The sequence below is a fragment of the Haloarchaeobius amylolyticus genome, from assembly GCF_026616195.1.
GTDB classification, from domain to species: domain Archaea; phylum Halobacteriota; class Halobacteria; order Halobacteriales; family Natrialbaceae; genus Haloarchaeobius; species Haloarchaeobius amylolyticus.
In genome coordinates this window covers 245,240-269,270 of record NZ_JANHDH010000002.1, presented here as the reverse complement: position 1 = coordinate 269,270, position 24,031 = coordinate 245,240, and the positions used below count along the sequence as shown (strand labels likewise).

Genomic DNA, 24,031 nt, shown 5'->3' with positions numbered 1-24,031 from the left:
GTCGCTCTCCTCCCCTCGCACATGGGATACGCCTGTCCAGTGTGTGAGGTCCCACACGCCGACGCGGAACACCTCGCGAACCACCTCGCGTTCACGGCGATGCTCCACAGCGACGAGCACGAGGACTGGCTCGACGAGCACGCCCCCGAGTGGGGCGACTCGAACCCGGCCGAACTCGGGCCGGTCGTCGCGGAGCACGTCGCGGAGACCGAGTTCGACGAGGTGTTCGACGACACGACACACCAGCACGACCACGACCACGGCCACGGTCGCTTCGAGGACGCGGTCGCCGAACAGGTCGGCCAGGGAGCGGGCCGGACCGCCCCCGCCGGCGGCCGGGGTGACCTGACCAGCGAGCAGGCCGACGTGCTCGAAGAGGCACGCGAACTCACCAGACAGATGCACGAGTCGGCGGAGGACGCGGCGACAGAGGATGGCGACGAAGACGAGGACGCCGCGGCCGACACCGAAAGCGAGTAACCGCCGGCGAACGGCACTTCGACCATGCACACCGTCGGGACCCTGACGCCGGAGACGGAAGCCGAGGCACGCGAGGCGTACGACACGGTCGGACCGACCGCCCAGCTCGTCGTCAAGGAGGTCGCCCGCTCGATGGACTTCGACCGCGAGGAGTACCGCGAGCGCGTCGACAGCGACGTGGTCGAGACCGCCCGCGACGTGCTGTTCGCCGCGGAACTCGCGGTCCACGTCGGCACGCGCGAGGAGTACGAGAACTGGCGCGAGGAGTTCGACGGCGAGGTGTTCGAGACCGGTACCGAGAACGTCGAGCACGTCGCCTGGCACGCCGCGCCCTTCGCCGGCGAGGCCGTCGCCGCGACGTTCCAGAACGAGGAAGACGCCGCCGTCGGCACGCTCCGCCGGCAGGCGCTCGGGCGCATCTACCGCGACCGCCTCTGAGTGCGGTCCGACGCGAAGAGCCGCGGATTCCGCCGACGAAACCCCCTTACTGCCCCCGTCCCAAGCCCACCGCATGCGACAGCGCTACGTGTTGCTCCTGGTCGGCCTGGTCGTCCTCCTGCTCGCGGTCGGCGCGCTGCCCTCCCTCCTCAAGAGCGGTGACCCGTACTACGTGACCGCGACCGAGGTCGAGACCGACCACGCCGCGGTCGCCGCCGAGAACCTCTCCGAGCGCCGCTACGAGTACGTCTTCGGGGCGCTCGAGGACGGCCGCTCGGCCGCCTACTACGAGGGCCCCTTCGGTCTGAAGGAGTCGTTCAGCAACTCGCCGTTCGACGAGTTCTCCGCCATCCGGACGTGGAACGGCGAGGCGGTCGAGGGCGACACCGTCTACGTCCGGCGAAACGGTACGGTTTACCGGCTGGCTATCACACAGACACCTGATGCCTGAGCACGACGAGTGGCCCGTCCTGGAGTCCGAGACCGAGTACGAGACCGGCTGGTACACCGGCGGCTACGACCGGGTCGAACAGCCCGACGGCAGCGAGAAGAAGTACTACTGGGCCGAGTTACCCGCGGCCGTCGTCGTCGTCGCGACCACTGGCGAGGAGGTCCTCTTCGTCGAGCAGTACCGCCCGACCATCCGCGAGACGCACCTGGAGTTGCCGGCTGGCATCGTCGAGGACGGCGAATCGTTCACCACGGCCGGGGCGCGCGAACTCCGGGAGGAGACCGGCTACGACCCTGCGGGCGTCTCGCTCCTGCAGGAGTACTGGTGCTCGACTGGCGTCCTCCGGCACCGCCGCGGCATCGTCTTCGCGGAGGGCCTGGAGCCCTGCGAGCGCGACCTCGACAGCAACGAGTTCCTCACCATCCACTCGGTCCCCATCGAGGACGCCCTCGACCGCGCCCGGGAGCAGCCGACCAACGACGCGACCATCGAGGGGCTGCTGCTGGCGAAGGAGGACGGGCTGCTGTAGCCAGGCCTGTCGAGTGATGGCGAACAGCCGGTGCATCGGCGCTCCGCCGCCGGTGCACCGGACACCAGCCTCGTTCGACGGCGGGCGGTTCTCACTGCATCGGCGGTGCTGGCCGCTCCTTCCTACTTGAACCCCCGGCACGCGCCCGGGTTCCTGCTCCAGCACGCTTAACCGGCGTGCTGGTCAACTACCGGCAACGATGGACGGCGAGATACAGCCAGCCGAGGTGAAAGACCTCCTCGACGCGGGCGAAGACGTCTGTGTCGTCGATATCCGTAACGAGTTGCACTACCAGGAGGCCCACATCCCCACCTCGACGAACCTCCCCTTCCAGCGGCTCACGAGGGACGTCGAGCGCTTCGAGGGCTGTGACCACGTGGTCACGGTGTGCCCGCACGGGCAGGCCAGCGTGCAGGCCGCCCGGCTCATCGGCTCCTACGAGGGTTTCGACGGGACCGTCGAGAGCATGGCCGGCGGGCTCGAGGCCTGGGAGTGGGAGTTCGAAGAAGGGAACGGCGACGACGACTCCGCGGAGACAGAGGAGTCAGAAGGGCCCGAAGCGCCGTTCTGAGTCCGGGCGAGCCGGCGGCTTTCCGTACGGATACTCACACAGTCAGCGCTCCCGCGCTGTCATCGAAAACGAAGAGACACGGTGACGCGTGGATCCAGGTCAGGCGACGTTGAATCCGCGGTCGCGGAGGAAATCCTCGATGCGGCCCGAGTGGTTGCCCTGCAGCTCGATGTGGTCGTCTTCGACCGTCCCGCCGCAGGCGAACTTCGATTTGAGGTCGGACGAGAGACTGTCGAGATCGACGTCCTTCGATCCGAACCCTTCGATGACCGTTACTTCCTTACCGTATCTGCGCTCGTCAATGCGGATTGTGAGTTCAGTATCACCCTTGGCGACGTCCTCGCAGACGCAGAGTTCCTCGGGCAATCCACACGTCGAGCAGACTTCCGACATTACAGGTCGGACATACGAAATCGCCCTATTAAACACTATCGGGTGTGCGTGCAACGAACGGAACCGCGGCGGCGATTTCAGCCGTCTTCGGTGATAGGACCAGCGCCGGAATCTGGAACAACGGCGGTTATAAAAGGACGCCGGATGGGCCAGCGTCGCGGTGCGCCGCCGTCCTACCGGCTGAACCGGCGGAGGATGGGCGTCTGGGCCCGGACCAGCTCGTCGACGAGTTCAACCGCCTCGTCGGCCTCCTCGCGGCTCACGCCGGGACCGTACACCGCCTTCTCGTGGAGTTCACCGACGCGTTCGGCCCGGGCGTCGAGGCCCGAGACGGAGAGGTTGCTGATGTAGCGTCTGGGTGACTCCTTCGTGCGTCTGGGCCGGTAGCGGCGTTCGAGCAGGAGTTCGAGGCGTTCGACCGCCCGGACCACGTCGGTCTCCGGGTCGCGTCTCGCGCCCTGCCAGCGCATCTTCGCCTCGCGCTGGACCGCGCCGGTGACGCCGGCCCGGTGCGCGCTGGCGGCGAGGCCGACCATCGCGACGAAGCCGAACGCGAGCATGCGCCGCTGGCTGTCGGAGAAGCCGTCGAAGCCGCCACCACCGCCGCCACCGGTCGTCGGGGTCGCGAACGTCCCGTTGAACTGGCCGTCGCCGCGGGGCGTCGTCTGCCCGAGGTTCGGCGTCCGGAAGCTACGGGTCTCGTTCGAACCGTTGACCGACCCGTTCGTCGTCTCGGTCGGTTCCGGCGTCGTCGTGAGCGGTTCGTCGGCGCTGTCGCCGGTGTCGACGTTGGGTTCGCCGCTACTGCGCGCGTCGGAGACGCGCTCGTACTCGGCGTCCTCGCGGGGGCCGGCCGGCGTCGGGTCGAACTTGACCCAGCCGACGTCGGGGAAGTACACCTCGACCCACGCGTGGGAGTTCAGGCCGCGCATGACCCACTCGTTCTCGTCGACCTGCTGCCCGGGGGTGTAGCCGACGACGTAGCGCGCCGGGATGTCCTGTGCGCGGAGCATCATCGTCATCGCCGTCGCGTAGTAGACGCAGTACCCGCGGTCCATGTCCAGCACGAAGTTCTCGGCGATGTTCCCCCGCGGGCGGTCGACCTCGAGCGAGTACTCCTTGTTGGCCTCCAGCCAGCGTTCGATGGCCACGGCCTGCTCGTAGGGGTTCTCGGCGCCGGCCTCGGCGACGATCTCCTGGGTCCGCTGCTCGAACTCGTTCGAGAAGTCGGGCTGGCTGCTGTCGGCGAGGTAGCGGCTGGTTATCTCGTCGGGGTAGTCGGTACCCGCGGTCCGGAGCGTCGACGGCCCGGCGGTCGGCACCTCGCTGATGACGCGGTAGGTGTCGTTGGGCTGGAAGCGCACCGAGGACCGCAGGCTCCCGAGTTCCGTGACCTGGGTGAAGTCACGGACCTGCCCGTCGACCCGGACCGGCTGGTTCGCCGCCGGCATGACGTTCAGGTTGGACTTGATGGTCACGAGTTGACTCATGCGTTCGGTCTCACCCGGTGGCCCGTCGAGCGACCCCGAGTAGGGTTGTGACTGGCCGGTGCGTATCCACTTCCCGCCCGTGAAGCGGTCGTAGGCCCCGACCCGCATGTACTGTGGGTCGTCCATCTGCGCAGTGAAGCGCACCTCGGGCGAGAGCTCGATGGAGCCCATGATGGTGGTCTCGCCGGGTGCCTCGGTCAGGCTGCCCTCGACCGTCGTCGGGCCGGTGTCGTACAGCCGGAGCGCCGACCCGGCGAAGGGGAGCTGGATGGCGGAGGCGATGAGCATCAGCGTGAACAGGACGACGAGCACGTCGGCCTGCATGATGGAGCCGCCGCGGCGTTCGAGTTCGCCGAAGCCGACCATCGCGATGCCGCCGAGGGTCCCACCGAAGAGCATGCCGCGGAGCAACCAGCCCTGGTTGCCGAGGTAGGTCGCGGCGTCCCCGGTGAGGATGAGGACGAGGAACGCGAGCCCGCCGACCACCGCCGACCAGACGTACCGGCGGCGGAACGCGAGGAACCACGAGAAGAACACGGGCGCCGGGGCGAACCCGAGGATCCACAGGTTCGCCGCCTTCAGCCGGAGGATGGTGAGCCCGGTGAGCAACGCGATGGTGTCGGCGATGATCTTGTCCCAGGCCTGGACCAGTATCTGGAGCCCGTTCGGGGTCGAGAGGATGTAGAACAGGTAGCTGCCGACTAGGAGCGTCGCGGCCAGCACGCCGGCGACCTGTTCGGAGATGACGCGCGAGAGGACCGCTGCGAGCGCGATGGAGAGCGTGACGGCGAACAGCAGCGCGAACGAGCCGCCGACGACCTGGGTGAGCTTGTAGAGGACCGTCACCCACGTCGCGGTGAGCACCGCGAGCCCGCCGAGGGCGAACAGCCGGTACCAGTTGACCTCGTCCTGTGCGGTCGCCGTGGCGGTGCTCCTCGTGGAGCCGGTGTGCGTACTCATGCTGAGACCTCCCGTGCAGCGGCGGCGGTGGTCGCGTCACCGACGAACGATTCGAACGGAACCGTGCTCTCGCGCATCTCGACGCTGACGCCGGTGTTCTCGCTGGCGACGATGACGATGTCGGCCTCCTCCCGGTAGCTCTCGGGGACCTGGCCGGGTCCGACGGTCGCGAGCCGGTGGAGGATGGCCTCGCGCTGGTCCGCCCCGGCGTCGACCGGGAGGTCGCCGTTGGGTGCGGCGAGTCCGACCGCGATACCCGCGTCGAGCAGGTAGAGCGCGATGCTGGCGGCGGCCTCGGCCATCTCGTCGTCCCAGCCGTCGGCGGCCTCTGCGGCGATCTTCACGTCGCCGAGGTCGTCCTCGGCGATGAACTCCTTGACGACGAGGTCGTCGCCGGTCCGCTTCGCGCTGGACTTCCAGTGGACGTCACGGAGCGAGTCCCCGCGGGCGTACTCGCGCAGGCTGTCGAACTCCTCCCGGTTGTGCTCGGGCGAGCCCTCGGGGAGCAGGTTGAGGTCGTGGCGGGTCGCCCCCGTGAGGGTGTAGACCCGCGGGTAGACGAGGACGGTGTCGTGCATGCTGTAGGTGTAGGTTCGTTCGGTGAGGCCGAGCACGTCCCGGACCGTCACCGACAGGGGACCGAGTTCGTGCTGGCCCCGGAAGAGGTACTCTATCTCGTAGGTCAACTCGTTGTCGCCGATGGTCGTGTCGAACTCGTTGCCGGCGGCACGGACACCGGTTGGCACGTCGTCGACGACGCGGGCGCCGACCGGCGAGGAGAGGTCGAACACGAGCCGGACCGGCTTCGTCTCGCCGATGTACCCGTCGTCCGGGACCTTGCGGGTGACCTCGGGACGGCCCGTCATGTAGAGCTGGATGCCCGCACCGAGCAGCGCCACGACCACGGGGATGATGATGGCCCCGAGCTGGCGGGACCCGAACCGGATGGCCATCGCACTCGTGAGGACCACGAGCGCGATCGCCCCGATACCACGTCGTGTGAGTATCATTCGACGCGGACGTTCTCGAGCGCCTCCTCGACGACCTGGACGCCCTGGTCGCGGGGGCCACTCGCCTCGAGCCGGATGCGGTGGCTCAGTACGCGCGGGGCCTCGACCTGCACGTCCTCGGGGATGACGTAGCCACGGCCCTCGAGGACGGCACGGGCCTGGGCCGCCCGGAAGAGGGCGATGGTGCCACGGGGCGAGACGCCGAGCTTGGCGTGTTCACGCGTGTACTGGGCGATGCGGGTGCCGTAGTCGCGGACCGCCTCCTTGACCGTCACGCCGGCGACCGTCTCGCGCGCCCGGCGGATGGTCTCCATGTCGGTCACCGCCTCGAGGTCCTCGATGGGGTGGTGGCCGACGACGCGGGCGAGCATCTCGGACTCCTCCTGCTGGTTCGGGTAGCCCAGGTGGAGCTTCTTCATGAAGCGGTCGACCTCTGCGAGCGGGAGTTCGTAGGTCCGGTTCGGCTCGACCGAGTTCTGCGTCGCGATGACCGTGAACGGCTGGGGGAGCTTGCGGGTCCGGCCGTCGACGGTCACCTGTTCCTCCTCCATCGCCTCCAGCAGCGCCGACTGGGTCTTCGGCGGTGCACGGTTGATCTCGTCGCCGAGGACCATGTTCGCGAACACGGGCCCCTCCTGGAAGTCGAACTCGCGCGTCTTCTGGTTGAAGACGTTGACGCCGGTGATGTCCGAGGGGAGGAGGTCGGGGGTGAACTGGACGCGCTTGAACGAGCAGTCGATGGAGGCCGCGATGGCCCTGGCGAGCATCGTCTTGCCGACGCCGGGAACGTCCTCGAGCAGGACGTGACCGCGGGCGAGGACCGTCGTGACGACGTGTTCGATCTCGTCGTGGTGGCCCACGATGACGTTCTCGACGTTGGCGATGACGTCGCGGCTGACCTGGGCCGCCTCCTCGATGGGCAGTGCGTCGAGGTTGGTTTCAGGGCGAGTCGTCTGCGGCGTGGCGTCTGGGGTGTTTGCATCCGTCATAGGTGGCTAGACCGACCAGTCCGGTCGACAGTGTATGGTGGAGGGCCGTTGTCTTGCGGTGCGTTGGTCACCCGCATATGTTTTTTGTTCGCTGAGGTAACGTGGTACGCACCTGGTAACCGGCCCCTCGACCCATCACTGCGATGGTGTTTGGTCCCTCTAGCGGCCCCATCCTTGTAACGTTGGCTGTGCCATACCATCCCAAAGAAGCCCGAAACCGGCATCCTCGACCGCTTCTCCCGTCGGTTCTCGATAGCGCTATGTAGTGTTCCCCCTCACCACGTCTTGCACTCGGCACAGACGAGCAGGCTCCCGTCCCGCCAGCGACGGTCGACCGTCGCGCCGCACTCGGCACACTCGCGACCGTCGGGCGACCACTGGAACGTCGTGACTGCCGGGTCGGTGTCCGTGCCCGACGACGACGCCGTCGTGTCTGCACCTGCCTCGGCCGCGCCGGTGTCACTCCCGCCGCTGTCACTCCCACCGGCGTCACCCTCGTCCGTCGTCGGTTCCGTCGCTGGTTCCGCTTCCGCCGCAGCCTCCGCCTCCCCGGACGCGAACTCGTCGAGCGACCTGTCTCGTGGCATAGGCCACCCTTTGCGGTCCGTCGTCTTGATGGCAACGGACAGAACCAAGTACCAGTGCTCGAAGCCACAGGTATGGTAAGCGGACTCCCGCGGGTGGTCCTGCAGAGCGCGACCGACCCGATCTACAACGTGGAACAGATAATCGAGGGCTTCACGCAGGTCGCACAGAACGGCGACCCGCTCTCGCTCGTCCTGCTCGCCGTCGGCGGCCTGCTGACGGCGCTCGCGGCCGGCGGCTTCGGCGTCCTCGCGGTGGGTGGCCTCGGCAGCGCTATCGTCAGGAGTATCGCTCGATCGCCGCCGCCAGAAGGCGAGGCGCAGTAGTCGGGTCCGGGCCGAGCGGCGTCCCCGCCACGAAGCTATCGGCGTACTCGAGGACGTCCCCTATCTTCTCACCGACCTGTTCCGGCGTGCCCGCGATACAGAACGCGTCGAGCATCGGCTCCGTCACCCGCCCGAACGCGGTGTCGAAGTCACCCTCACCGAGCGCCTCGCCGACGGCCGCCACCGCGTCGTGGTCGAGGCCGTGGCGGTCGAGCAGCGGTGGCGCGGCCCCGGCCGCGATGAACGCGACAGGTGGCCGGGCCGCCTCGCGCGCCGCCGCCTCGTCGTCCGCGACGGAGACGCTGGCGAACGCCGCGAAGTCGAACTCGCCGCGCGAGTCGGGGCGCTCCGACAGGCCCTCCTCGACGCGGTCGGCGGCCCATTCGAAGTCCCGCGGGTGCGATCCGTTGAGCAGCACCCCGTCGGCGTGCTTGGCCGCCATCCGGGTCATGTGCGGCCCCTGCGCCCCGACGTACACCGGGATGTGGCCCACGTCGAAGTTCAGTTCGGCCGCGGTCGCCTCGAAGGTCCCGTCGTGGTCGACGCGCTCGCCGTCCCAGAGCCGCTGTGCGACCTTGAACGACTCCAGCACCCGGCGAAGGGGGCGGTCGTGCTCGTACCCGAGGTTCGAGAGTGCCGACTTATCGCCCGCACCGATACCGAAGACGGCCCTCCCCTCCGAGGTCTCGTCCAGGGTCGCCACCCGCGAGGCGAGCGAGACGGGATGCGTCTCGTAGGGGTTGACCACGCCCGGCCCCACGTCGAGGTCGGTCTCGCGGGCGATGCGGTCGCAGACGACGAACGGGTCGCGGTTGAAGTGGTGCGACGAGGCGAACACCGTGTCGAACCCGGCGTCCTCGGCCGCGCTGGCGGTCGCCAGCAGTTCGTCGATGGGGTGCTCGGGCGTGAGTTCGATGCCGAGTCTACGCATCGTACTCCCACCCCCGCAGTGCCTGCCGGACGAAGTCGGTCTCCACGTCGCGGAACACGTCGTCGTGGCCCTCGAGGTCACCGAACTTCCAGCCGCGGGCGACCGTCACCGGCGTGCCACCGGCCCCTTCGCCGGCGACGAGGTTCGCGGCCGCCGCGAGTTCGTCGACGACGCACTGGACCGTGACGCCGAGCTCCCGGCCGTCGCGGTCGTGCTCGCCGCGCCAGTCCCGGCTCGCGGGCATCCCCGCCCAGCCGATGGCGACGGCGGTCTGGCCGTGGCGGAACGGGCGACCGCTCGTGTCCGTGACCACGACCGGGTTCCCGTGTTCGAGTCCCTCGTGGATGCGCCGGGCGCTCGCGGTGGGGTGCTCGGGGAGCAAGAGCAGGTCGTGGCCGGGGACGTTCGACCGGTCGATGCCGGCGTTGACGCCGACGTGGCCGAAGCGCGTCTCCGTCAGCAGGAACGGTTCCTCCATGAGCAACTCGGTGGACTCCTCGAGGACCGCCTGGGCGAACCGCGGGTCCTTCTCGTCGCCCGTGATGTCCTCGAGACGCTGTGCGATCTCGCGTGCTCGCGGGCCGGCGGGGAAGTCCGCGAGGTCCGCGGACCGCCCCTCCGCCTTCGAGACGACGGTCGAGGCGACCACCACCACGTCGTCCGGCTGGAGGTCGAACCGCTCGGACACGATGGCGGCGAGGTCGTCCCCCTCCCGGATCTCCGGGATGTCGGGCACGGGGTGTAGTTCCATGCACAGGGGTGTGGGAGCGCCGGAGAAAAGACCGCCGATGTTGGAAACGTGTGCCCCTACCCTACCGCGAGCCCTCGCGGAGTTCGACCGAGACCTCGCCGTCCGCGACCGCGGCGACGTACATCGTCGGCTCGATGGCCGGCGCGGCCCCGGTCGCGCTCCCGGGGTTCAGGAGCCTGACCCCGCGGACCGTCTCGTCCATGACCTCGTGGGTGTGGCCGCAGATACCGACGGCCTCGCCGTCGGCGGTCCGCTCGACAGCGCCGACGACCCGGTTCCGGTAGCCATCGAGGGGGCCGGTCCCGTGGGTGACGACGAACGTGACCCCGCCCAGCTCGACGGTCGCGACCTCGGGGAGGTCGAGCGACGGCGGGTCGACGTTCCCGGTGACCGCGGTGAGTTCGGGCGAGAACTCACGGACCGCCTCGTAGGTCTCGGGCGAGTCGAAGTCCCCCGCGTGGACGACGTGGTCGGCGTCCGCACACGTCTCGCGGACCCAGTCGGGGATGCGCGGTTCGCGCGAGGGGACGTGCGTGTCGCTGATGATGGCCAGGCGTACCATGTGCGACAGTGTGCCGCCCGCCGACAAAAACCTCCGTGGCGAGAGGGGAACGTTCAGGTCCCGGGCGGTCGTCGGGTCGACCATGAGCGACGGAACCCACGTCGTGACGGCGTTCCTGCGGAACGAGGGCACGGTGTTGCTACTCCGGCGGAGCGACGCGGTCGGGACGTACACGGGGCAGTGGGGCGGCGTCTCGGGCTTCGCCGAGGGCGACCCGGACGAGCAGGTGCTCGTCGAGATCACGGAGGAGACGGGCCTCGACGAATCGGCAGTCGACCTGGTCCGGTCGGGGACGCCGGTCCGGTTCACCGACGCGGACCTCGACCGGGACTGGGTGGTCCACCCGTACCTGTTCGACTGCGACACGCAGGAGGTCGCGCTGAGCGAGGAGCACGACGCGTACGAGTGGGTGTCACCTACCGAGATTCCCCGACGGGACGCCGTCCCCGAACTCTGGACGGCGTACGACCGGGTCGCGCCGACGGTCCGCAGCATCACCGCCGACGACGAGCACGGCGCGGCGTACCTGTCGCTGCGGGCGCTGGAGGTGCTCCGCGACCGCGCCGGGCTGCTCGTACAGGAGGACGCCGCCGACGAGGACGCGTGGGACGAGCTGGCCGACCTCGGCAAGCGGCTGCTGCGGGCGCGACCGAGCATGGCCGTGCTCCGGAACCGCGTGAACCGGGTGCTGGCGAGTGCGGACCGGGCGGCCGCGAGCGTCGAACAGTACGCCATCGACGGCATCCACCGGGCCGTCACCGCCGACACCGACGCCGCGGTCCGGGCCGGGGCACTCGTCGGCGACCGGACGGTGCTGACGCTCTCGCGGTCGGGGACCGTCCTGCGGGCGCTCCAGGAGGGTGACCCGACCGAGGTGTTCGTGGCGGAGTCCCGGCCCGGGAACGAGGGTGTCGACGTGGCCGAGACGCTCCTCTCGGCGTACCCGGTGACGCTGGTGACCGACGCGGGCGTCGCGCACACGATGGCCACCGAGGACGTGGACGCGGTGGTCGTCGGTGCGGACACGGTGCTCCCCGACGGGACGGTCGTGAACAAGACCGGGACCCGCGCGGCGGCGCTGGCGGCGGCCCACGAGGAGATCCCGCTCTACGTGGTCTGTTCGACGGACAAGGTGAGCATCGAGGCGACGGTCAACCTAGAGACCGGCCGTCGGTCGGCGGTCTACGACGGGGACGCGCCGCTCTCGGTGTCGAACCCGTTATTCGACGAGACGCCGCCACATCTCGTCGACAGCATCGTCACCGAACGCGGCGACCTCGACGCTCGCGAGGTCACCGAGGTCGCCGAGGAGTTGCGGTCCCTCGCGTCGTGGGGGGACCGCGAGGTACCGGACGAGACGGCCGAAGAGGAAGAGGACACGCGGAGTCCCGCCGGTCGGGAGTCGTAGGGCGAACAGGCGGCGTCGTCGCTCCGTCCGGGGCACACCGCACACCCGCCTCGACCGCCGGACGGCACTGGGTCAGCGCATGGCCCTGCTTGGCGCGTTCTGGTACTTGAACCGTGAGCCGAGGAGCCACCGCTGTCGGCCGCTCACGGGGTGTGGCACGTGTTGCGAGGGCAACTGGTGAAATTATGAACGACTATTACACCAACTGTTATAACGCGGGGGGTCCATGCTACGTGTAATGCAACTACGGGACGCACTCAACGATTACAAACACCATCGGCACGACGCGACCGCCTTCCCGGGCGAGTCCCGGTCGACGACTGGCCACTTCTCGGGACGGGACGGGCGGCTCGTCCACGTCGACCCGGACGGTTCTCTCTCTGACTACGGGTATCCGCTGACGGGGCTGAACGGGCTGGAACGGTCCCGGTTCGGCCTCCGCGTCGACGACGACGTCGTCTGGTTCGACCACTGCCAGCCGACCGCCCAGACCTACCACCGCCACACCGCGCTGGTCGTCACCGACCACGAGACACACCTCGGAAGCGTCAGCCAGTACGACCTCACACTCGGCGACGCCCACGTCACGTACTTCGACTGTGAGGACCTCTCGGGCGAGGACGTGGAGGTCGTCGCCTTCGTCGGGTTCGCCCCCGACGCCCAGGACACCCGCATCGGCCAGCTCCACCACGAGACCGCCATCGAGGTGTTCCACACCGACGAGCACGACTTCGTCGCCAGCGCGACCGGCTTCGCCGAGATACAGGGGCAGGTCGCCGCGAAGTACGGCGAGATACTGTCGGACGAGCCGGTCGACCTCCCCCGACCCATCAGCAACGGGCGCTACGAGGAGGCTCGCCTGAGCGGTAACCTCGTCGCGTTCCTCCCCGTCGAGGACGGCTCGGCGACGCTGACGACGCTCCTGACCGACAGCAGCGAGTTCCCGCGCGAGGACGCCCTCGCGCACCTCGACGACCTCGCGGCGACCTACACCGACGCGGGAGCCCTAGAGGACGCCGCCACCGAGCAGGTCGAGGTCCCCGTCCCCGACGACCACGACTATGCCGAGGCGATGGCGGCCGACCTGCGCGTCCTCTCGCTGCTCTCCGGGCGGACCGGCCTCCGTATCGCCGGCCCCGACTTCGACCCGTTCTACGCCTACTCCGGCGGCTACGGCTACACCTGGTTCCGCGACGACGCCGAGATATCCCTGTTCCTCCTGGAATCGGCCGCCGAGTACGACCTCGCCCTCGACGACTGGCACGACCAGAGCGCGGCCGCCTACGCCGACACCCAGCGCGAGGACGGCTCCTGGCCCCACCGCGTCTGGCCCCACGACGGCAGCCTCGCCCCCGGATGGGCCAACGGCCGGCTCGAGTCGGGCGACGACGTGGACTACCAGGCCGACCAGACCGGGAGCGTCATCGCCTTCCTCGGCGCCTACGCCGACGCGACCGACGACGAGGCAGACCGGACCGACGTGACGGCGACGCTCGAAGCCGCCCTCGACAGCCTCGACGACACGCTCGAGGACGACGGCCGGCCCGAGGTCTGCCAGAACGCCTGGGAGGACATGACCGGGCGGTTCACCCACACCGCCGCCACCTTCCTCGAGGCGTACGCGACCCTCGCCGGGACCGCGGGCGTCGACGCCGACCTCGCCGACCACGCCGCGAGCCGCGCCCGGCAGGTGTACGACGCCATGGACGACCTCTGGGTCCCCGAGAAGGGCATCTACGCGCTCCGGGAGTACACCGAGGACGAGGAGGAGGGCACCGTCCTCGACGCCCGGTGTGACTCCGCGACGCTGGCCGTGGCCGCCGCACACCGGACCTACGACCAGTTCGAGTCCGTCGACGAGGCCCGCCTCGACCGGCTCGTCTCCCACGTCGAGACGGTCGTCCAGACGCTCTGGCGCCGCCCCACCGACGAGGTCGAGGGGCTCATCCGCTACGAGGGCGACGGCTGGCGGATGCGCGAGCAGCACGACGAGAAGATCTGGTCCGTCTCGACCGCGTGGGGCGCCCACGCCGCCGCCAGCCTCGCGGCGGTCCTGCGCGACCACGGCGACGACCGCGCCGACGAGTTCGCCGCGCTGGCCCGCGAACTCCTCGCGCTCGTCCTCCCCGGCGGCCCGCTGTGCATGGACACCAGCTACCTCCCCGAGCAGGTGTTCGACGACGGGACGCCCGACAGCGCGACCCCCCTGGGCTGGCCCCACGCCCTCCGGCTGGCGACCGTCGCGCTGATGGACGAGTACGACATGCTGGCGGAACGGCGCGCCGTCGCCGACCAGTAGGGACGCTCCGCTCTCGTTTTCGCGGTCTGGGTCACGACCGGAATCAGGCCGCCCGTAAGGCGCTGATGAACAGAACGAGGAACAGCAGTCCGAAGATCGGGAACGTGATGATGACGATCCAGGCCCTGATGCGCCGCAAGACGGTGACCCCTGTCAGCTCGTCGTCGTCCGACGGCCCGACGGGGTCCCCGAGTCCGGCGAGCGCACGGACCTCGTAGTAGAGGTACAGGCCGCCGATACCGAACAGGAAGAGCGAGGCTGCGAGCGACAGCCACGCGCGCTGAGGGACCGACTGGATGGCGTCGAGCAGGAGGGGGAGCATCGGCCTGGCCAACGTGACGAATTGGAGACACGTAACCGTGTCGGCCGTTCGGAAGACCGCTTCGAGAGGAGAGGAAGAACGGGTTCAGGCCGTGACGGTCTGCTCTTCGCCCCGGTCGAGGAACAGCGACTCGCCGGTCTCGAGGTCGAAGAGGTGCACGTCATTGGAGTCGAAGGTGATCTGGATCTGCTGGCCGGGCTCGGGCTCGATGTCGGAGTCGACGCGGGCGATGAAGTCGTCGCCGATGTCGAGGTAGAGGTAGTTGTCGCTCCCGATGGGTTCGAGCACGTCGAGGGTGGTGGTCTGGGCGTTCGCGCCGCCGTCGGTGACGAACACGTCCTCGGGGCGGATACCCAGCCGGACGTCGTCCCCGCTGTTCACCCGGCGGAGCGCGCTGGTCTCGGCCTCGGCGAGCTGGAAGTCGAAGCCGTCGGGACCCTTCAGGCTGATGCGGCCGGCCTCGTCGTGTACCTCCACGTCGAGGAAGTTCATGCTCGGGGAGCCGACGAAGCCGCCGACGAACTCGTTCGTCGGGTTGTTGTAGACCTCCTTCGGCTGGCCGACCTGCTGGAGTTCGCCGTCTTTGAGGATGACGATGCGGTCGCCCATCGTCATCGCCTCCTCCTGGTCGTGGGTGACGTAGATGGCGGTGGTGTCGAGGTCGGCCTGCAGGCGCTGGATCTCGGTCCGCATCGAGGTCCGGAGCTTCGCGTCGAGGTTCGACAGCGGCTCGTCGAACAGGAACACGTCGGGTTCGCGGACGATGGCGCGCCCCAGTGCGACGCGCTGTTTCTGCCCGCCGGAAAGTTCGTCGGGCTTGTCGTCGAGCAGGTCCTCGATACCCATCATCTCGGCCGTCTCGATGACGCGCTGCTGGCGCTCGTCCTTCGAGAGGTCCGTACTCATGCGCAGGCCGAAGCCCATGTTCTGGGCGACCGTCTTGTGGGGGTAGAGCGCGTAGTTCTGGAACACCATCGCCACGTCGCGGTTGCGCGCGTGGACGTCCGTCACGTCCTCGTTCCCGATGTTCACCCGGCCGGCGGTGGGGCGCTCCAGCCCCGCGAGCATCCGCAGCGTCGTCGATTTCCCGCAGCCTGACGGCCCGACCACGGTGACGAACTCGCCGTCTTCGACCTCGATGGAGAGGTCGTCGACGGCCACGATCCGCCCGTTGTCGTACTCCTTTCGTAGTTCGTCCAGCGTTACTGTCGCCATTATTGGCATGAGTCGTTTTCCCACAGTATAGTTCTTGCCCTCTGAGCGAAAACTGTGATGCATAATTTCGTAGCACTTTTGCCATCCACGGCACCAGCTAGCACGACAATGAGTGACGAGAGCGAACACGACCGGTCCGGGTCGACGCGGCGCGCCCTGCTGGGCTCGCTCGGCGGGGTCGCGGCGGTCGGCCTCGCGGGCTGCAACGGCCAGAGCGACGGCAGTGGGACCACGGCCGACACCGGGACCACGGCGGGAGCCGGCACGGGGACCGGGACGACGACCGCGACACCGGAACTCGACCCGGTCGAACTCGCGCCCTTCTGGACGACCGGCGAGAAGTACGGGCTCGGCACGGTGGCGGACCACGCCGCCGACGAGTCCTCGCGCGTCTGGTTCACGCTGACGGCGGGCGCACTCACCGAGCCGCGCTTCCCGCGCGTCGACCTGATGCACTTCCGGACCGTGGACTTCCTCGTGACCGACGGCGAGGGCTACGTCGCCCGGAGCCACGACCAGAGTCGGCGCGACGACGACCCGGTCGAGCGCCGGGTCGTCCCCGCCGCAGACGACGCGCTGCTCTACCGCCACGAGGTCGCCGCGAGCGACGACCGCGACTGGTCGCTGCAGGTCGAGTACGCCGCCGACCCCGCCGGCGACGCCATCCTCATGGACGTGGCCTTCGACGCCGCCGACGAGTTCGACCTCTACCTCGTCGCGCGCCCGGCCATCTCGGCGGCGACCGCGGGCGACGCCGGCGTCAGGGTCACAGACGGCGACGGCTACGCGCTGGCGGCCGAGGACGCCCCGACCGGCGGGCCGGTGCTCGACGAGGACGGGAACCCCTACGTGGTCGCCGCGAGCGTGGCGGCCGCCGACGGCTTCGACTGGGCGACCGCCGCCGGCGTGAAGGACGAGTCCGCGATGGCGCTCGTCCAGCGAGGCGAGGCGCTCGACCCGAGCGATTCCGCCGAGGGGAACCTCGTCCTCGCCGGGCGACTCGGCTCCGGCAGCACCGAGACCACCGCCGCCATCGGCTTCGTGCAGGACGCCGCCGCGGAGGACGCGACCGCGGAAGCCAGGCGCGCGCTGGACCGCGGCTACGAGGCGGTCCGCGCCGAGTACCGCGCCTCCTGGCGGTCGTTCTTCGAGGACGTGCGCGTCCCCGACTCGGTCGCGGGCGACGACGCCCTCGAACCGCAGTACCGGACCGCCGCTATGGCCCTGCGCGCGGTCGAGGACAAGACCTTCCACGGCGCCGGCATCGCCTCCCCGTCGGTCCCCTGGGGCAAGGGCGTCATCGCCGACAAAGCGAGCGACGTGGGCTACAACTTCGTCTGGTCGCGCGACCTCTACCAGGCGTTCACCGCCCTCGACGCGATGGGGCACGCCGAGGCGGCCATCGCGGCCACCGAGTACCTGCTGACGGTCCAGCAGGACGAACAGGGCTTCCTCCCGCAGAACACCTACCTCGACGGGCGCACCCGCTGGGGCGGCGAGCAACTCGACAACGTCGCCTTCCCGCTCGTGATGGCCTACCAGCTGCGCGAACGCCACGGGCACGGATTCGATGAGGCGGCCTACGGCTACGACAGCATCCGGGCGTCCGCGGACTACGTGGCCCGGAGCGGCCCCGAGACGGCCCAGGAACGCTGGGAGGAGGAGGGCGGCTTCTCGCCGAGCACCATCGCGGCCGAGGTCGCCGGCCTCGCGTGCGCCGCGCGCCTGGCCGCGGACGAGGGCGAGCGCGAGGACGCGCTGGTCTACCTCGGCCTGGCGGACCGCTGGCGCGACGGCGTCTCGGAGTGGTGTGCGACCACGACCGGCGCGGACGGCCACGAGCCGCCGTACTACTTCCGCGTGAACGACGACCGCGACCCCGACGACGGTGCGGACCGCGGGCTGGCAAACGGCGGCCCGACGCTCGACGAGCGCGCCGTCATCGACGCCGGCTTCCTCGAACTCGTCCGACTCGGCATCGTCCCGGCCGACGACGAGCTGGTGCAGAACTCGCTGTCGGTGGTCGACGAGACCATCCGCGTCGACACGCCCAGCGGCCCGGCCTGGTACCGCTACAACGGCGACGGCTACGGCGAGGGCGAATCGGGCGCGCCGTGGTCGGTCGCACCGAACACGAAGGGGCGGCTCTGGCCCATCTTCACGGGCGAGCGCGCCGAGTACGAGCTCCGCGCGGGGACCACCTCGGGCGACCTCGCCCCGCAGAACCTGCTTCGGACGATGGCCCGGTTCGCCAACGAAGGCCGCATGATCCCCGAGCAGGTGTGGGACCGCGAGGAGCCGACCGAGTACGGCTGGGCGTTCGGCGAGGGCACGGGCAGTGCCACGCCCCTCTCGTGGAGCATGGCCCAGTTCGTCCGGCTCGCGTGGAGCCTCGACGTGGGTGAACCGGTCGAGACGCCCGCGTTCGTCGAGCAGCGCTACGTCGAGGGCGAACAGACGCCGGCGCCCTCGCTCGACGTGACCTTCCCCGACCCGGTCGTGGACACGACGGAGGTGTCCCTCTCGGGGACGACCGACGCGGCCGAGGTCGTCGTCAGGACCGGCGCGGAGACCACCCGACTGCCCGTCTCCGACGGCTCCTTCGACGCGACCGTCACGCTCGCCGAGGGTCGGAACCAGATCACCGTGGTCGCGCCGAGTGGCGACGACCCGCTGGAGACGGTCGGGCTGGCGACGGCCCGGACGTCGGTCTCGGTCACGGGGTCCTAGAGGTCAGGGGGTACAACGGGAGTTGTACAAACAATAGTGACGGAGCCGAATGATTTAAGGTGTGAAGGACTAATTCATCTAATATTCACCATGTCAATGGAACGCAGGGCAGTGCTCAAGAAGCTCGGTGTGGCAGGTACCCTCGGCACGCTCGCGGGCTGTGTGGGCGTCCAGGAGCAGTCGACCGACACGCAGGCGAACGACGGCGGCGGTGGCAACGATAACGACGGCGGTGGCGACTCCGACTCGGAAGAGACGACGACCTCGTCCGGACCGGCCGGCACCGCGAAGGTCTGGTACAGCCTCCCCGACACGGAGATTCCGGCACGCAAGGAGGCCATCGAGAACTTCAACGGCAACTCCAAGCACACCATCAAGGGTGCGGACATCGCCGACCTCGCGAAGAAGACGACCAGTGCCATCCCCGCCGGCCAGGGCCCGAAACTCTTCGAGTGGGCACACGACTGGGTCGGCGACTACTCCCAGCGTGGCTTCCTCGCTGGCCAGGGCGACGAACTCTCCGTCAGCCTCGACCAGTTCACCGACGCGGCCGCACAGGCCGTCCAGTTCGACGGCAAGACCGTCGGCCTCCCGCACTCCGCGGAGACCGTGGCGCTCGTCTACAACAAGGACGTCGTCGATTCCCCGCCGGAGACGGTCGCCGACATGCGCTCCGTGATGGAGGACTTCCACGACCCCAGCAACGGGAAGTACGGCATCGGCTACCCGTTCGACCCCTACTTCGCCAGCGCGTGGCTCCAGGGCTTCGGTGGCTACTACTTCGACCCCCAGAAGGACCCGATGCTCGGCCTCGAGCAGTCGAGTACCGTCAAGGGGCTCAAGTTCGCACTCGACAACTTCAAGCCGTACATGCCGAAGGACCCCGGCTACGAGGCCCAGGCAGCCGTCTTCGCCGAGGGCAACGCCGCCTTCGCCATCAACGGCCCGTGGTACCTCTCGACGCTCAACGAGAAGGGCGTGAACTTCGGCGTCACGAAGCTCCCCAAGCCCGAGGGCGGCGAGCCCAACCCCTACACGGGCATCACGATGTGGTACTTCTCGAAGGCGATGGCCGAGGGCGGCGCCAGCGCGTCCGCCGCCCGGTCGTTCGCCGAGTGGCACGTCACGAACGAGGACCGCGCACTGCAGGCCGCGAAGGACCAGGGCGCCATCCCGGTCCTCGACAGCCTCGCCGGCAGCGACGAACTCCCGCCGCGCGTCCGTGGCTTCTCCGAGGCCGTCGCACAGGGCTACCCGATGCCGACGCACCCGAAAATGAACAAGGTGTGGGGCCCGGTCGGCGACGCCCTCACCAAGGCGTTCAACGGCGACGCGGACCCCGAATCGGCCCTCGCACAGGCCGCGAAGAAGATCCGGTCCAACTGGGAGTAAGATGAGCACCGAATCTGGCGTCGCACAGCGGGTCGAAGACATCCCGTTCCTGGAGCGCGAAGACGCATCGCTCCTCCTCGTCCTGCCGGGACTGTTCATGTTCTCGGCGTTCATGCTGTTCCCCATCCTGTACCTCATCGGGGTGTCCTTCACGAACGCGAAGCCGTCGAACCTGTTCGCCGGCGAGGGCGCGCTGTCGCTCCTGACGTTCGGTGAGGCGACGTTCATCGGACTGGAGAACTACATCTCCGTCCTCACTGACCCCGCGTTCTGGAACTCCTTCGGCATCACGTGGCTGTTCGTCGCCACGAGCGTCATCCTGAAGATCTGCCTGAGCCTCGGCATCGCCCTCGTCGTGACCGGTGACCGCGTGCGCGGCAAGCGGTGGATGCGCTCGCTCATCATCGTCCCGATGGGCCTGCCGGCCATCTTCACCATCACCGTCTGGCGTGGCATCTTCAGCTCCGCCGAGTTCGGGCTGGCCAACCAGGTGCTTGGCACCCTCGGCATGGACTCCATCGCGTGGATGAGCAAGCGCTGGATGGCGTTCATGGCCTACAACATCACCGAGGCGTGGCTCGCCTACCCGTTCATGGTCATCATCACCGTGAGCGCGCTCCAGAACGTGCCCGACGAACTCCACGAGGCGGCGATGGTCGACGGCGCGGGCTACTTCTCGCGCTTCCTGCACGTGACGCTCCCGTCCATCAAGCGCCCCGTGCTGTTCGCGTCCATCCTGACCGCCGCGGCATCGTTCCAGCAACTGCTCATCCCCTTCGTGTTCAACAACGGCGGCCCCGCGCGCGCCAACGAACTCATCATCCTCTACGCGTACAAGGAGGCGTTCTCGTTCTCCCAGTACGGTGAGGGTGCCGCCATCAGCCTCGTCGCCGTCGTCATCATCGGCGCGTTCATGTGGCTGAACGTCAAGAAGGGCAAACTCGCCGACGGGGTGAACGAGGCATGAGCCTGCTCCGTGCCGTCGGCCGCAGCATCAAGGAGGACGTCAAGAACGTCCTGCTGACGCCGGTCGAACTCGTCCGGGAGGCCCGGTACACGGTCCACGCGGTCCGGTCGGGGAAGATCCCCGCCACGAAACCGCTGAAGACCGCGGGCATCACGCTCGGCGCACTCGTCGTCGTGCTCGCCCTGCTGTTCCCGCTGTACTGGATCCTCATCTCTGCGCTGTCGAGCTCCGGTGGCTCCATCTACTCGACCAGCGGGCTCGTCCTCTACCCCCAGAACCCCACGATGAAGAACTTCGTCTGGGTCATCGGCGACCTCATCATCCCGGGGTACGCCATCAGCCTCAACGTCCCCCTGACGAACTCCGCCATCGTGGTCAACACCCCGTCGATCACGTTCCTCGACGCCTCAGCCTACGGCATCGAGAACCCGTCCGGGTTCAAGAAGTTCTTCGTCAACAGCCTCACCGTCGCCATCCCGACGGTCCTCATCGCGATGTCGCTCATCGTGCCGGGCGCGTACGCGCTCTCCCGGCGCGAGTTCATCGGCCGCGAGAAGATCCTGTTCGGGTACGTCCTGCTGACCCAGGTCGGCGGCGGCCTCGGCATCGCGCTGCTCATCGGGCTGTACACCGTCTTCGTCCAGCTCGGCGTGAACGACAACAAGCTCGCGCTCTCGGTCTACTACGCAGCCACCGCCGTGCCGTTCAACACCTGGCTGCTCAAGACCTACATGGACGGCATCCCCGTCTCCTACGAGGAAGCCGCCATCGTCGACGGCGCACCCCCGTGGCGCGTCGTCACCGAGATCATCCTGCCGCTCTCGAAGGCCGGCCTCGCGACGGTGTTCATCTTCACCTTCCTCACGGGGTGGACGGAGTTCATCGTCGCCCAGACGCTGCTCGGCACCGAGAACTACACGCTCCCGGTCGGGCTGTACTCCATCATCGGCGAGTACTCCATCCCGTGGGCGCGGTTCTCCTCGTTCGCGCTGCTGTTCGCGACGCCCCTCGGCCTCGTGTACCTCTTCGCACAGCGGTACATCGAGGGCGGGCTGTCGTTCGGCGGCGTCGAAGGCTGAGCCGTCTGTCCTCTCCTCTCGCTGTCCCTGCGGTCGTTCGGTCGATGCCAGAAAGGTGGATTCTTGACGCTCGGTCTCCGACGGCTAGTCGGTGGCAGTGACGACAGTTACCCCCTCCGAGGGACTGTTTCTATTAGCAGAGGACTGATTTCGGGTATCTTTCTGGTAGGGATTAGTGCTCTGTTCAATTCTGTAGAAGGTAACAAATTCCGTGGTCCGTGCTGAATACAGAGCGCATATTCAGCAAGATTCAACGGATATTCTATTCGGTAAACCAATCGCAATCGTCAATATCAGGGTCATCACCAACTTTCAGCCGTAGGAAAAGCCCATTCTCATACCCGATATCGGCACGGAAGCGCTTAATTTTCTCCTTGTCGCACTTCCCCGAATCAGAGGAGGACGTTTTCTTAATTTCTATAACCAGAAGGTTGTGGTCGCTGGAACCTCTCTTATGAACGACAATGTCTGGAAAAACTGTCTGGGCATTCGTATCATCAACCTCTATTTTTCTCCCTTGGCACTCATCAGGTAGTTTGTCATAACGAACTCGTTTCTTCGAATCCACCGTCGCTCCGTTTTCTTTGGTGACTCTATTGTATTCTACATCAACGTCATAATCCATCTCAAAGGCTTCAACTTCTTGTTCTAAGTACATCGCAAGCCTATGGCTGATACTTCGCTCATTAGCATCGTTAACTAGTAGCTTCCTATCCCCATCTCCGTCCAACAATTTATTGAGAGACCTTGCAACAGCGCTTTCCACAGCGCTCGATGTCGGTGGCATATCCAATAATCTAACAGGGTGGTAATAAGTTCTGACCCATCATGACAAAGAGGAGAATAGTATGAACTAGCAGAACCCTTTTTCAGAATCCATCCTCTAAGTCGGTCACGAGGTTCATGACACAACCCGAGTAGTTCGAACGGGCCGTGCTGAATACAGCGCGCGAATCGGCCATGAGAGATCTCTGCGCCTTCGATCATCCGAGTTGGTAGATACAGCGCATCAACGTGGCAGGGATAACTCGCGTGTGTTGGTCGGATTATCCGACAAACGTTGCAAGAACAGCGACGAGTAAGGCGACGAAAGTCCCGACGAAGAGGCCGACGGCCGCAGCCACAATCACCGAAAAGTACAGTGACGAGGCCGTGACTGCCCCAACGACGACGATAACCACCGGAAGTTGCAGCCCGAATCGGGAGACGAACCCGGACACCGACTCGGATTGAAACGTCATGTGTAGCGGATTTTATTCCTGTGTAAAAAAGCCTCCGTGTCGAGGGATTTGCATTCCAGGTCTGTCGGCGCATTCAGCGACTCGAAGCCGGAACAACCGAGCTTCCATTGCTGACTACATCCTCTCTAATCAGCACGCCGCTTCTGGCAGACTCTGAGTGGGTTTCAGTGGCTGCACTAAAAAGGTGGAAATCAAATCGATGAAAGCCCGAGTACAGCCCCCCTCAGGACGTGCAGGGGGATGATTTTATGACCTTCCGCTATCTTCGTAGGGTCATGCCAGCGGGTGACAAACTGGATGACCGGTTACGCGAATTCCGAGCATCACTCGAGGCAATACCCGAGGTATCAGAACCACCGAAATCAACGCTTCGAATCCTTGGCTCGATGAGAGCGGAACAGCAATGGAATACACTTCTGGCGTACTTCCTCGACCCGTCTGAACCACATGGGTTCGATGCCGACCTACTCAAGCGCTTCTTGGATACAGTGAGCGAAGAAACTGGAAGTTCAATAGACTATATCCACAGAGACATTGAGAGGGTTCGGGTCGACACGGAAGTCACCTCACCTCAGAATAATCGACTCGACATCGTAATTCGTGCACCCGAGAAGTGGTTCGTCTGCATCGAGTCGAAGGTGGATGCCTCAGAAGGAGAGAGGCAGACTCAACGCTACATCCAAGACAAGCATATCGGTAACGAAGAGAAGAGCGAGTACCCCCAAGATGGACACCACTACGTGTTTCTGTCGAAGGCACACGCATCTGACTCGGCTGCGGAACGGTTCGAAGACTGTACTGGCGACACGTTGTGGATGCCTTTCACGAGGAACTGCATCGATCCCACGGTCAGTACCCAGAGCGGAGCGTCAGCCAGCTCAACGACTTTCTGTCGACGATAATCACGGTGAC

General features: G+C 67.2%; 25 protein-coding genes. 13 read left to right on the top strand and 12 right to left on the bottom strand.

What is annotated here, in order from left to right; translation table 11 throughout:
• The first annotated feature begins 21 nt into the window (after window positions 1-21).
• From NOV86_RS13780 to NOV86_RS13760, 5 genes are all read left to right on the top strand, one after another.
• Window positions 22-480 (top strand): DUF5810 domain-containing protein, encoded by a 459-nt coding sequence (locus NOV86_RS13780; protein ID WP_267642105.1) that lies wholly within the window; start codon window positions 22-24, stop codon window positions 478-480.
• A 24-nt stretch (window positions 481-504) separates the two neighbouring features.
• Complete coding sequence (locus tag NOV86_RS13775; RefSeq protein ID WP_267642102.1) at window positions 505-918, top strand: DUF5809 family protein; 414 nt, start codon at window positions 505-507, stop codon at window positions 916-918.
• A gap of 73 nt (window positions 919-991) precedes the next feature.
• A complete protein-coding gene (locus tag NOV86_RS13770; RefSeq protein ID WP_267642101.1) occupies window positions 992-1,369 on the top strand; it encodes a hypothetical protein in 378 nt (125 codons plus the stop codon).
• Window positions 1,362-1,898, top strand: a complete 537-nt coding sequence (locus NOV86_RS13765; RefSeq protein ID WP_267642099.1) for an NUDIX hydrolase — start codon at window positions 1,362-1,364, stop codon at window positions 1,896-1,898. The genes NOV86_RS13770 and NOV86_RS13765 overlap by 8 nt, the downstream gene beginning before the upstream one ends.
• 199 nt (window positions 1,899-2,097) lie before the next feature.
• Window positions 2,098-2,469 (top strand): rhodanese-like domain-containing protein, encoded by a 372-nt coding sequence (locus tag NOV86_RS13760; RefSeq protein WP_267642098.1) that lies wholly within the window; start codon window positions 2,098-2,100, stop codon window positions 2,467-2,469.
• 99 nt (window positions 2,470-2,568) lie between these two features.
• Here the strand turns inward: NOV86_RS13760 and NOV86_RS13755 are convergent, their stop codons facing one another.
• From NOV86_RS13755 to NOV86_RS13735, 5 genes are all read right to left on the bottom strand, one after another.
• On the bottom strand, window positions 2,569-2,862 hold the full coding sequence (locus NOV86_RS13755; protein ID WP_261649976.1) for a translation initiation factor: 294 nt from the start codon (window positions 2,860-2,862) through the stop codon (window positions 2,569-2,571).
• A gap of 173 nt (window positions 2,863-3,035) precedes the next feature.
• On the bottom strand, window positions 3,036-5,312 hold the full coding sequence (locus tag NOV86_RS13750; protein WP_267642095.1) for a transglutaminase TgpA family protein: 2,277 nt from the start codon (window positions 5,310-5,312) through the stop codon (window positions 3,036-3,038).
• Window positions 5,309-6,322: a DUF58 domain-containing protein gene (locus NOV86_RS13745; protein WP_267642094.1), complete on the bottom strand. Its 1,014-nt coding sequence runs from the start codon at window positions 6,320-6,322 to the stop codon at window positions 5,309-5,311. Before NOV86_RS13745 ends, NOV86_RS13750 begins: the two co-directional genes overlap by 4 nt.
• Window positions 6,319-7,311 carry an AAA family ATPase gene (locus tag NOV86_RS13740; protein ID WP_267642093.1) on the bottom strand — a complete coding sequence of 331 codons (993 nt, stop codon included), beginning with the start codon at window positions 7,309-7,311 and terminating at the stop codon, window positions 6,319-6,321. Before NOV86_RS13740 ends, NOV86_RS13745 begins: the two co-directional genes overlap by 4 nt.
• Window positions 7,312-7,586: 275 nt before the next feature.
• Window positions 7,587-7,898 (bottom strand): DUF7573 domain-containing protein, encoded by a 312-nt coding sequence (locus NOV86_RS13735; RefSeq protein ID WP_267642090.1) that lies wholly within the window; start codon window positions 7,896-7,898, stop codon window positions 7,587-7,589.
• 72 nt (window positions 7,899-7,970) lie between these two features.
• Between NOV86_RS13735 and NOV86_RS13730 the strand changes: the two genes are divergently transcribed.
• Window positions 7,971-8,222: a DUF8024 family protein gene (locus tag NOV86_RS13730; protein WP_267642089.1), complete on the top strand. Its 252-nt coding sequence runs from the start codon at window positions 7,971-7,973 to the stop codon at window positions 8,220-8,222.
• Here the strand turns inward: NOV86_RS13730 and NOV86_RS13725 are convergent.
• The 3 genes from NOV86_RS13725 to NOV86_RS13715 form a co-directional block, all read right to left on the bottom strand.
• Window positions 8,176-9,153 (bottom strand): 5,10-methylenetetrahydromethanopterin reductase, encoded by a 978-nt coding sequence (locus NOV86_RS13725; protein WP_267642088.1) that lies wholly within the window; start codon window positions 9,151-9,153, stop codon window positions 8,176-8,178. The genes NOV86_RS13730 and NOV86_RS13725 overlap by 47 nt on opposite strands.
• The gene (locus NOV86_RS13720) at window positions 9,146-9,904 is read right to left on the bottom strand and encodes a coenzyme F420-0:L-glutamate ligase (protein WP_267642087.1); all 759 of its coding nucleotides are present in this window, start codon (window positions 9,902-9,904) and stop codon (window positions 9,146-9,148) included. The genes NOV86_RS13725 and NOV86_RS13720 overlap by 8 nt, the downstream gene beginning before the upstream one ends.
• A 61-nt stretch (window positions 9,905-9,965) precedes the next feature.
• Window positions 9,966-10,466: a metallophosphoesterase family protein gene (locus NOV86_RS13715; protein ID WP_267642086.1), complete on the bottom strand. Its 501-nt coding sequence runs from the start codon at window positions 10,464-10,466 to the stop codon at window positions 9,966-9,968.
• A gap of 82 nt (window positions 10,467-10,548) precedes the next feature.
• Between NOV86_RS13715 and NOV86_RS13710 the strand changes: the two genes are divergently transcribed.
• On the top strand, window positions 10,549-11,874 hold the full coding sequence (locus NOV86_RS13710; RefSeq protein ID WP_267642084.1) for an eIF2B alpha/beta/delta subunit family protein: 1,326 nt from the start codon (window positions 10,549-10,551) through the stop codon (window positions 11,872-11,874).
• 238 nt (window positions 11,875-12,112) lie between these two features.
• Window positions 12,113-14,173: a DUF7997 domain-containing protein gene (locus NOV86_RS13705; protein ID WP_267642082.1), complete on the top strand. Its 2,061-nt coding sequence runs from the start codon at window positions 12,113-12,115 to the stop codon at window positions 14,171-14,173.
• 43 nt (window positions 14,174-14,216) lie between these two features.
• On the opposite strand, the gene NOV86_RS13700 is transcribed toward NOV86_RS13705, so the two are convergent.
• Both NOV86_RS13700 and NOV86_RS13695 read right to left on the bottom strand, forming a co-directional pair.
• Window positions 14,217-14,495 carry a hypothetical protein gene (locus NOV86_RS13700; RefSeq protein ID WP_267642081.1) on the bottom strand — a complete coding sequence of 93 codons (279 nt, stop codon included), beginning with the start codon at window positions 14,493-14,495 and terminating at the stop codon, window positions 14,217-14,219.
• An 84-nt stretch (window positions 14,496-14,579) separates the two neighbouring features.
• Entirely contained in the window at window positions 14,580-15,710 is a 1,131-nt protein-coding gene (locus NOV86_RS13695) for an ABC transporter ATP-binding protein (RefSeq protein ID WP_267642080.1), read from the bottom strand.
• A gap of 108 nt (window positions 15,711-15,818) precedes the next feature.
• Between NOV86_RS13695 and NOV86_RS13690 the strand changes: the two genes are divergently transcribed.
• The 4 genes from NOV86_RS13690 (at window position 15,819) to NOV86_RS13675 (ending at window position 21,878) form a co-directional block, all read left to right on the top strand.
• Window positions 15,819-18,440, top strand: coding sequence for a glycoside hydrolase family 15 protein (locus NOV86_RS13690; protein ID WP_267642078.1), 2,622 nt, complete (start codon window positions 15,819-15,821; stop codon window positions 18,438-18,440).
• A 90-nt stretch (window positions 18,441-18,530) separates the two neighbouring features.
• Entirely contained in the window at window positions 18,531-19,832 is a 1,302-nt protein-coding gene (locus NOV86_RS13685; protein WP_267642077.1) for an extracellular solute-binding protein, read from the top strand.
• Window position 19,833: 1 nt separating this feature from the next.
• Window positions 19,834-20,799: a carbohydrate ABC transporter permease gene (locus NOV86_RS13680; protein WP_267642075.1), complete on the top strand. Its 966-nt coding sequence runs from the start codon at window positions 19,834-19,836 to the stop codon at window positions 20,797-20,799.
• Window positions 20,796-21,878: a sugar ABC transporter permease gene (locus tag NOV86_RS13675; protein WP_267642074.1), complete on the top strand. Its 1,083-nt coding sequence runs from the start codon at window positions 20,796-20,798 to the stop codon at window positions 21,876-21,878. The genes NOV86_RS13680 and NOV86_RS13675 overlap by 4 nt, the downstream gene beginning before the upstream one ends.
• A gap of 262 nt (window positions 21,879-22,140) precedes the next feature.
• On the opposite strand, the gene NOV86_RS13670 is transcribed toward NOV86_RS13675, so the two are convergent.
• The gene (locus NOV86_RS13670; protein WP_267642073.1) at window positions 22,141-22,665 is read right to left on the bottom strand and encodes a hypothetical protein; all 525 of its coding nucleotides are present in this window, start codon (window positions 22,663-22,665) and stop codon (window positions 22,141-22,143) included.
• A gap of 259 nt (window positions 22,666-22,924) precedes the next feature.
• Window positions 22,925-23,119: a hypothetical protein gene (locus tag NOV86_RS13665; protein WP_267642072.1), complete on the bottom strand. Its 195-nt coding sequence runs from the start codon at window positions 23,117-23,119 to the stop codon at window positions 22,925-22,927.
• A gap of 275 nt (window positions 23,120-23,394) precedes the next feature.
• Between NOV86_RS13665 and NOV86_RS13660 the strand changes: the two genes are divergently transcribed.
• Window positions 23,395-24,021, top strand: a complete 627-nt coding sequence (locus NOV86_RS13660) for a PD-(D/E)XK nuclease family protein (protein ID WP_267642071.1) — start codon at window positions 23,395-23,397, stop codon at window positions 24,019-24,021.
• Window positions 24,022-24,031: the final 10 nt, after the last annotated feature.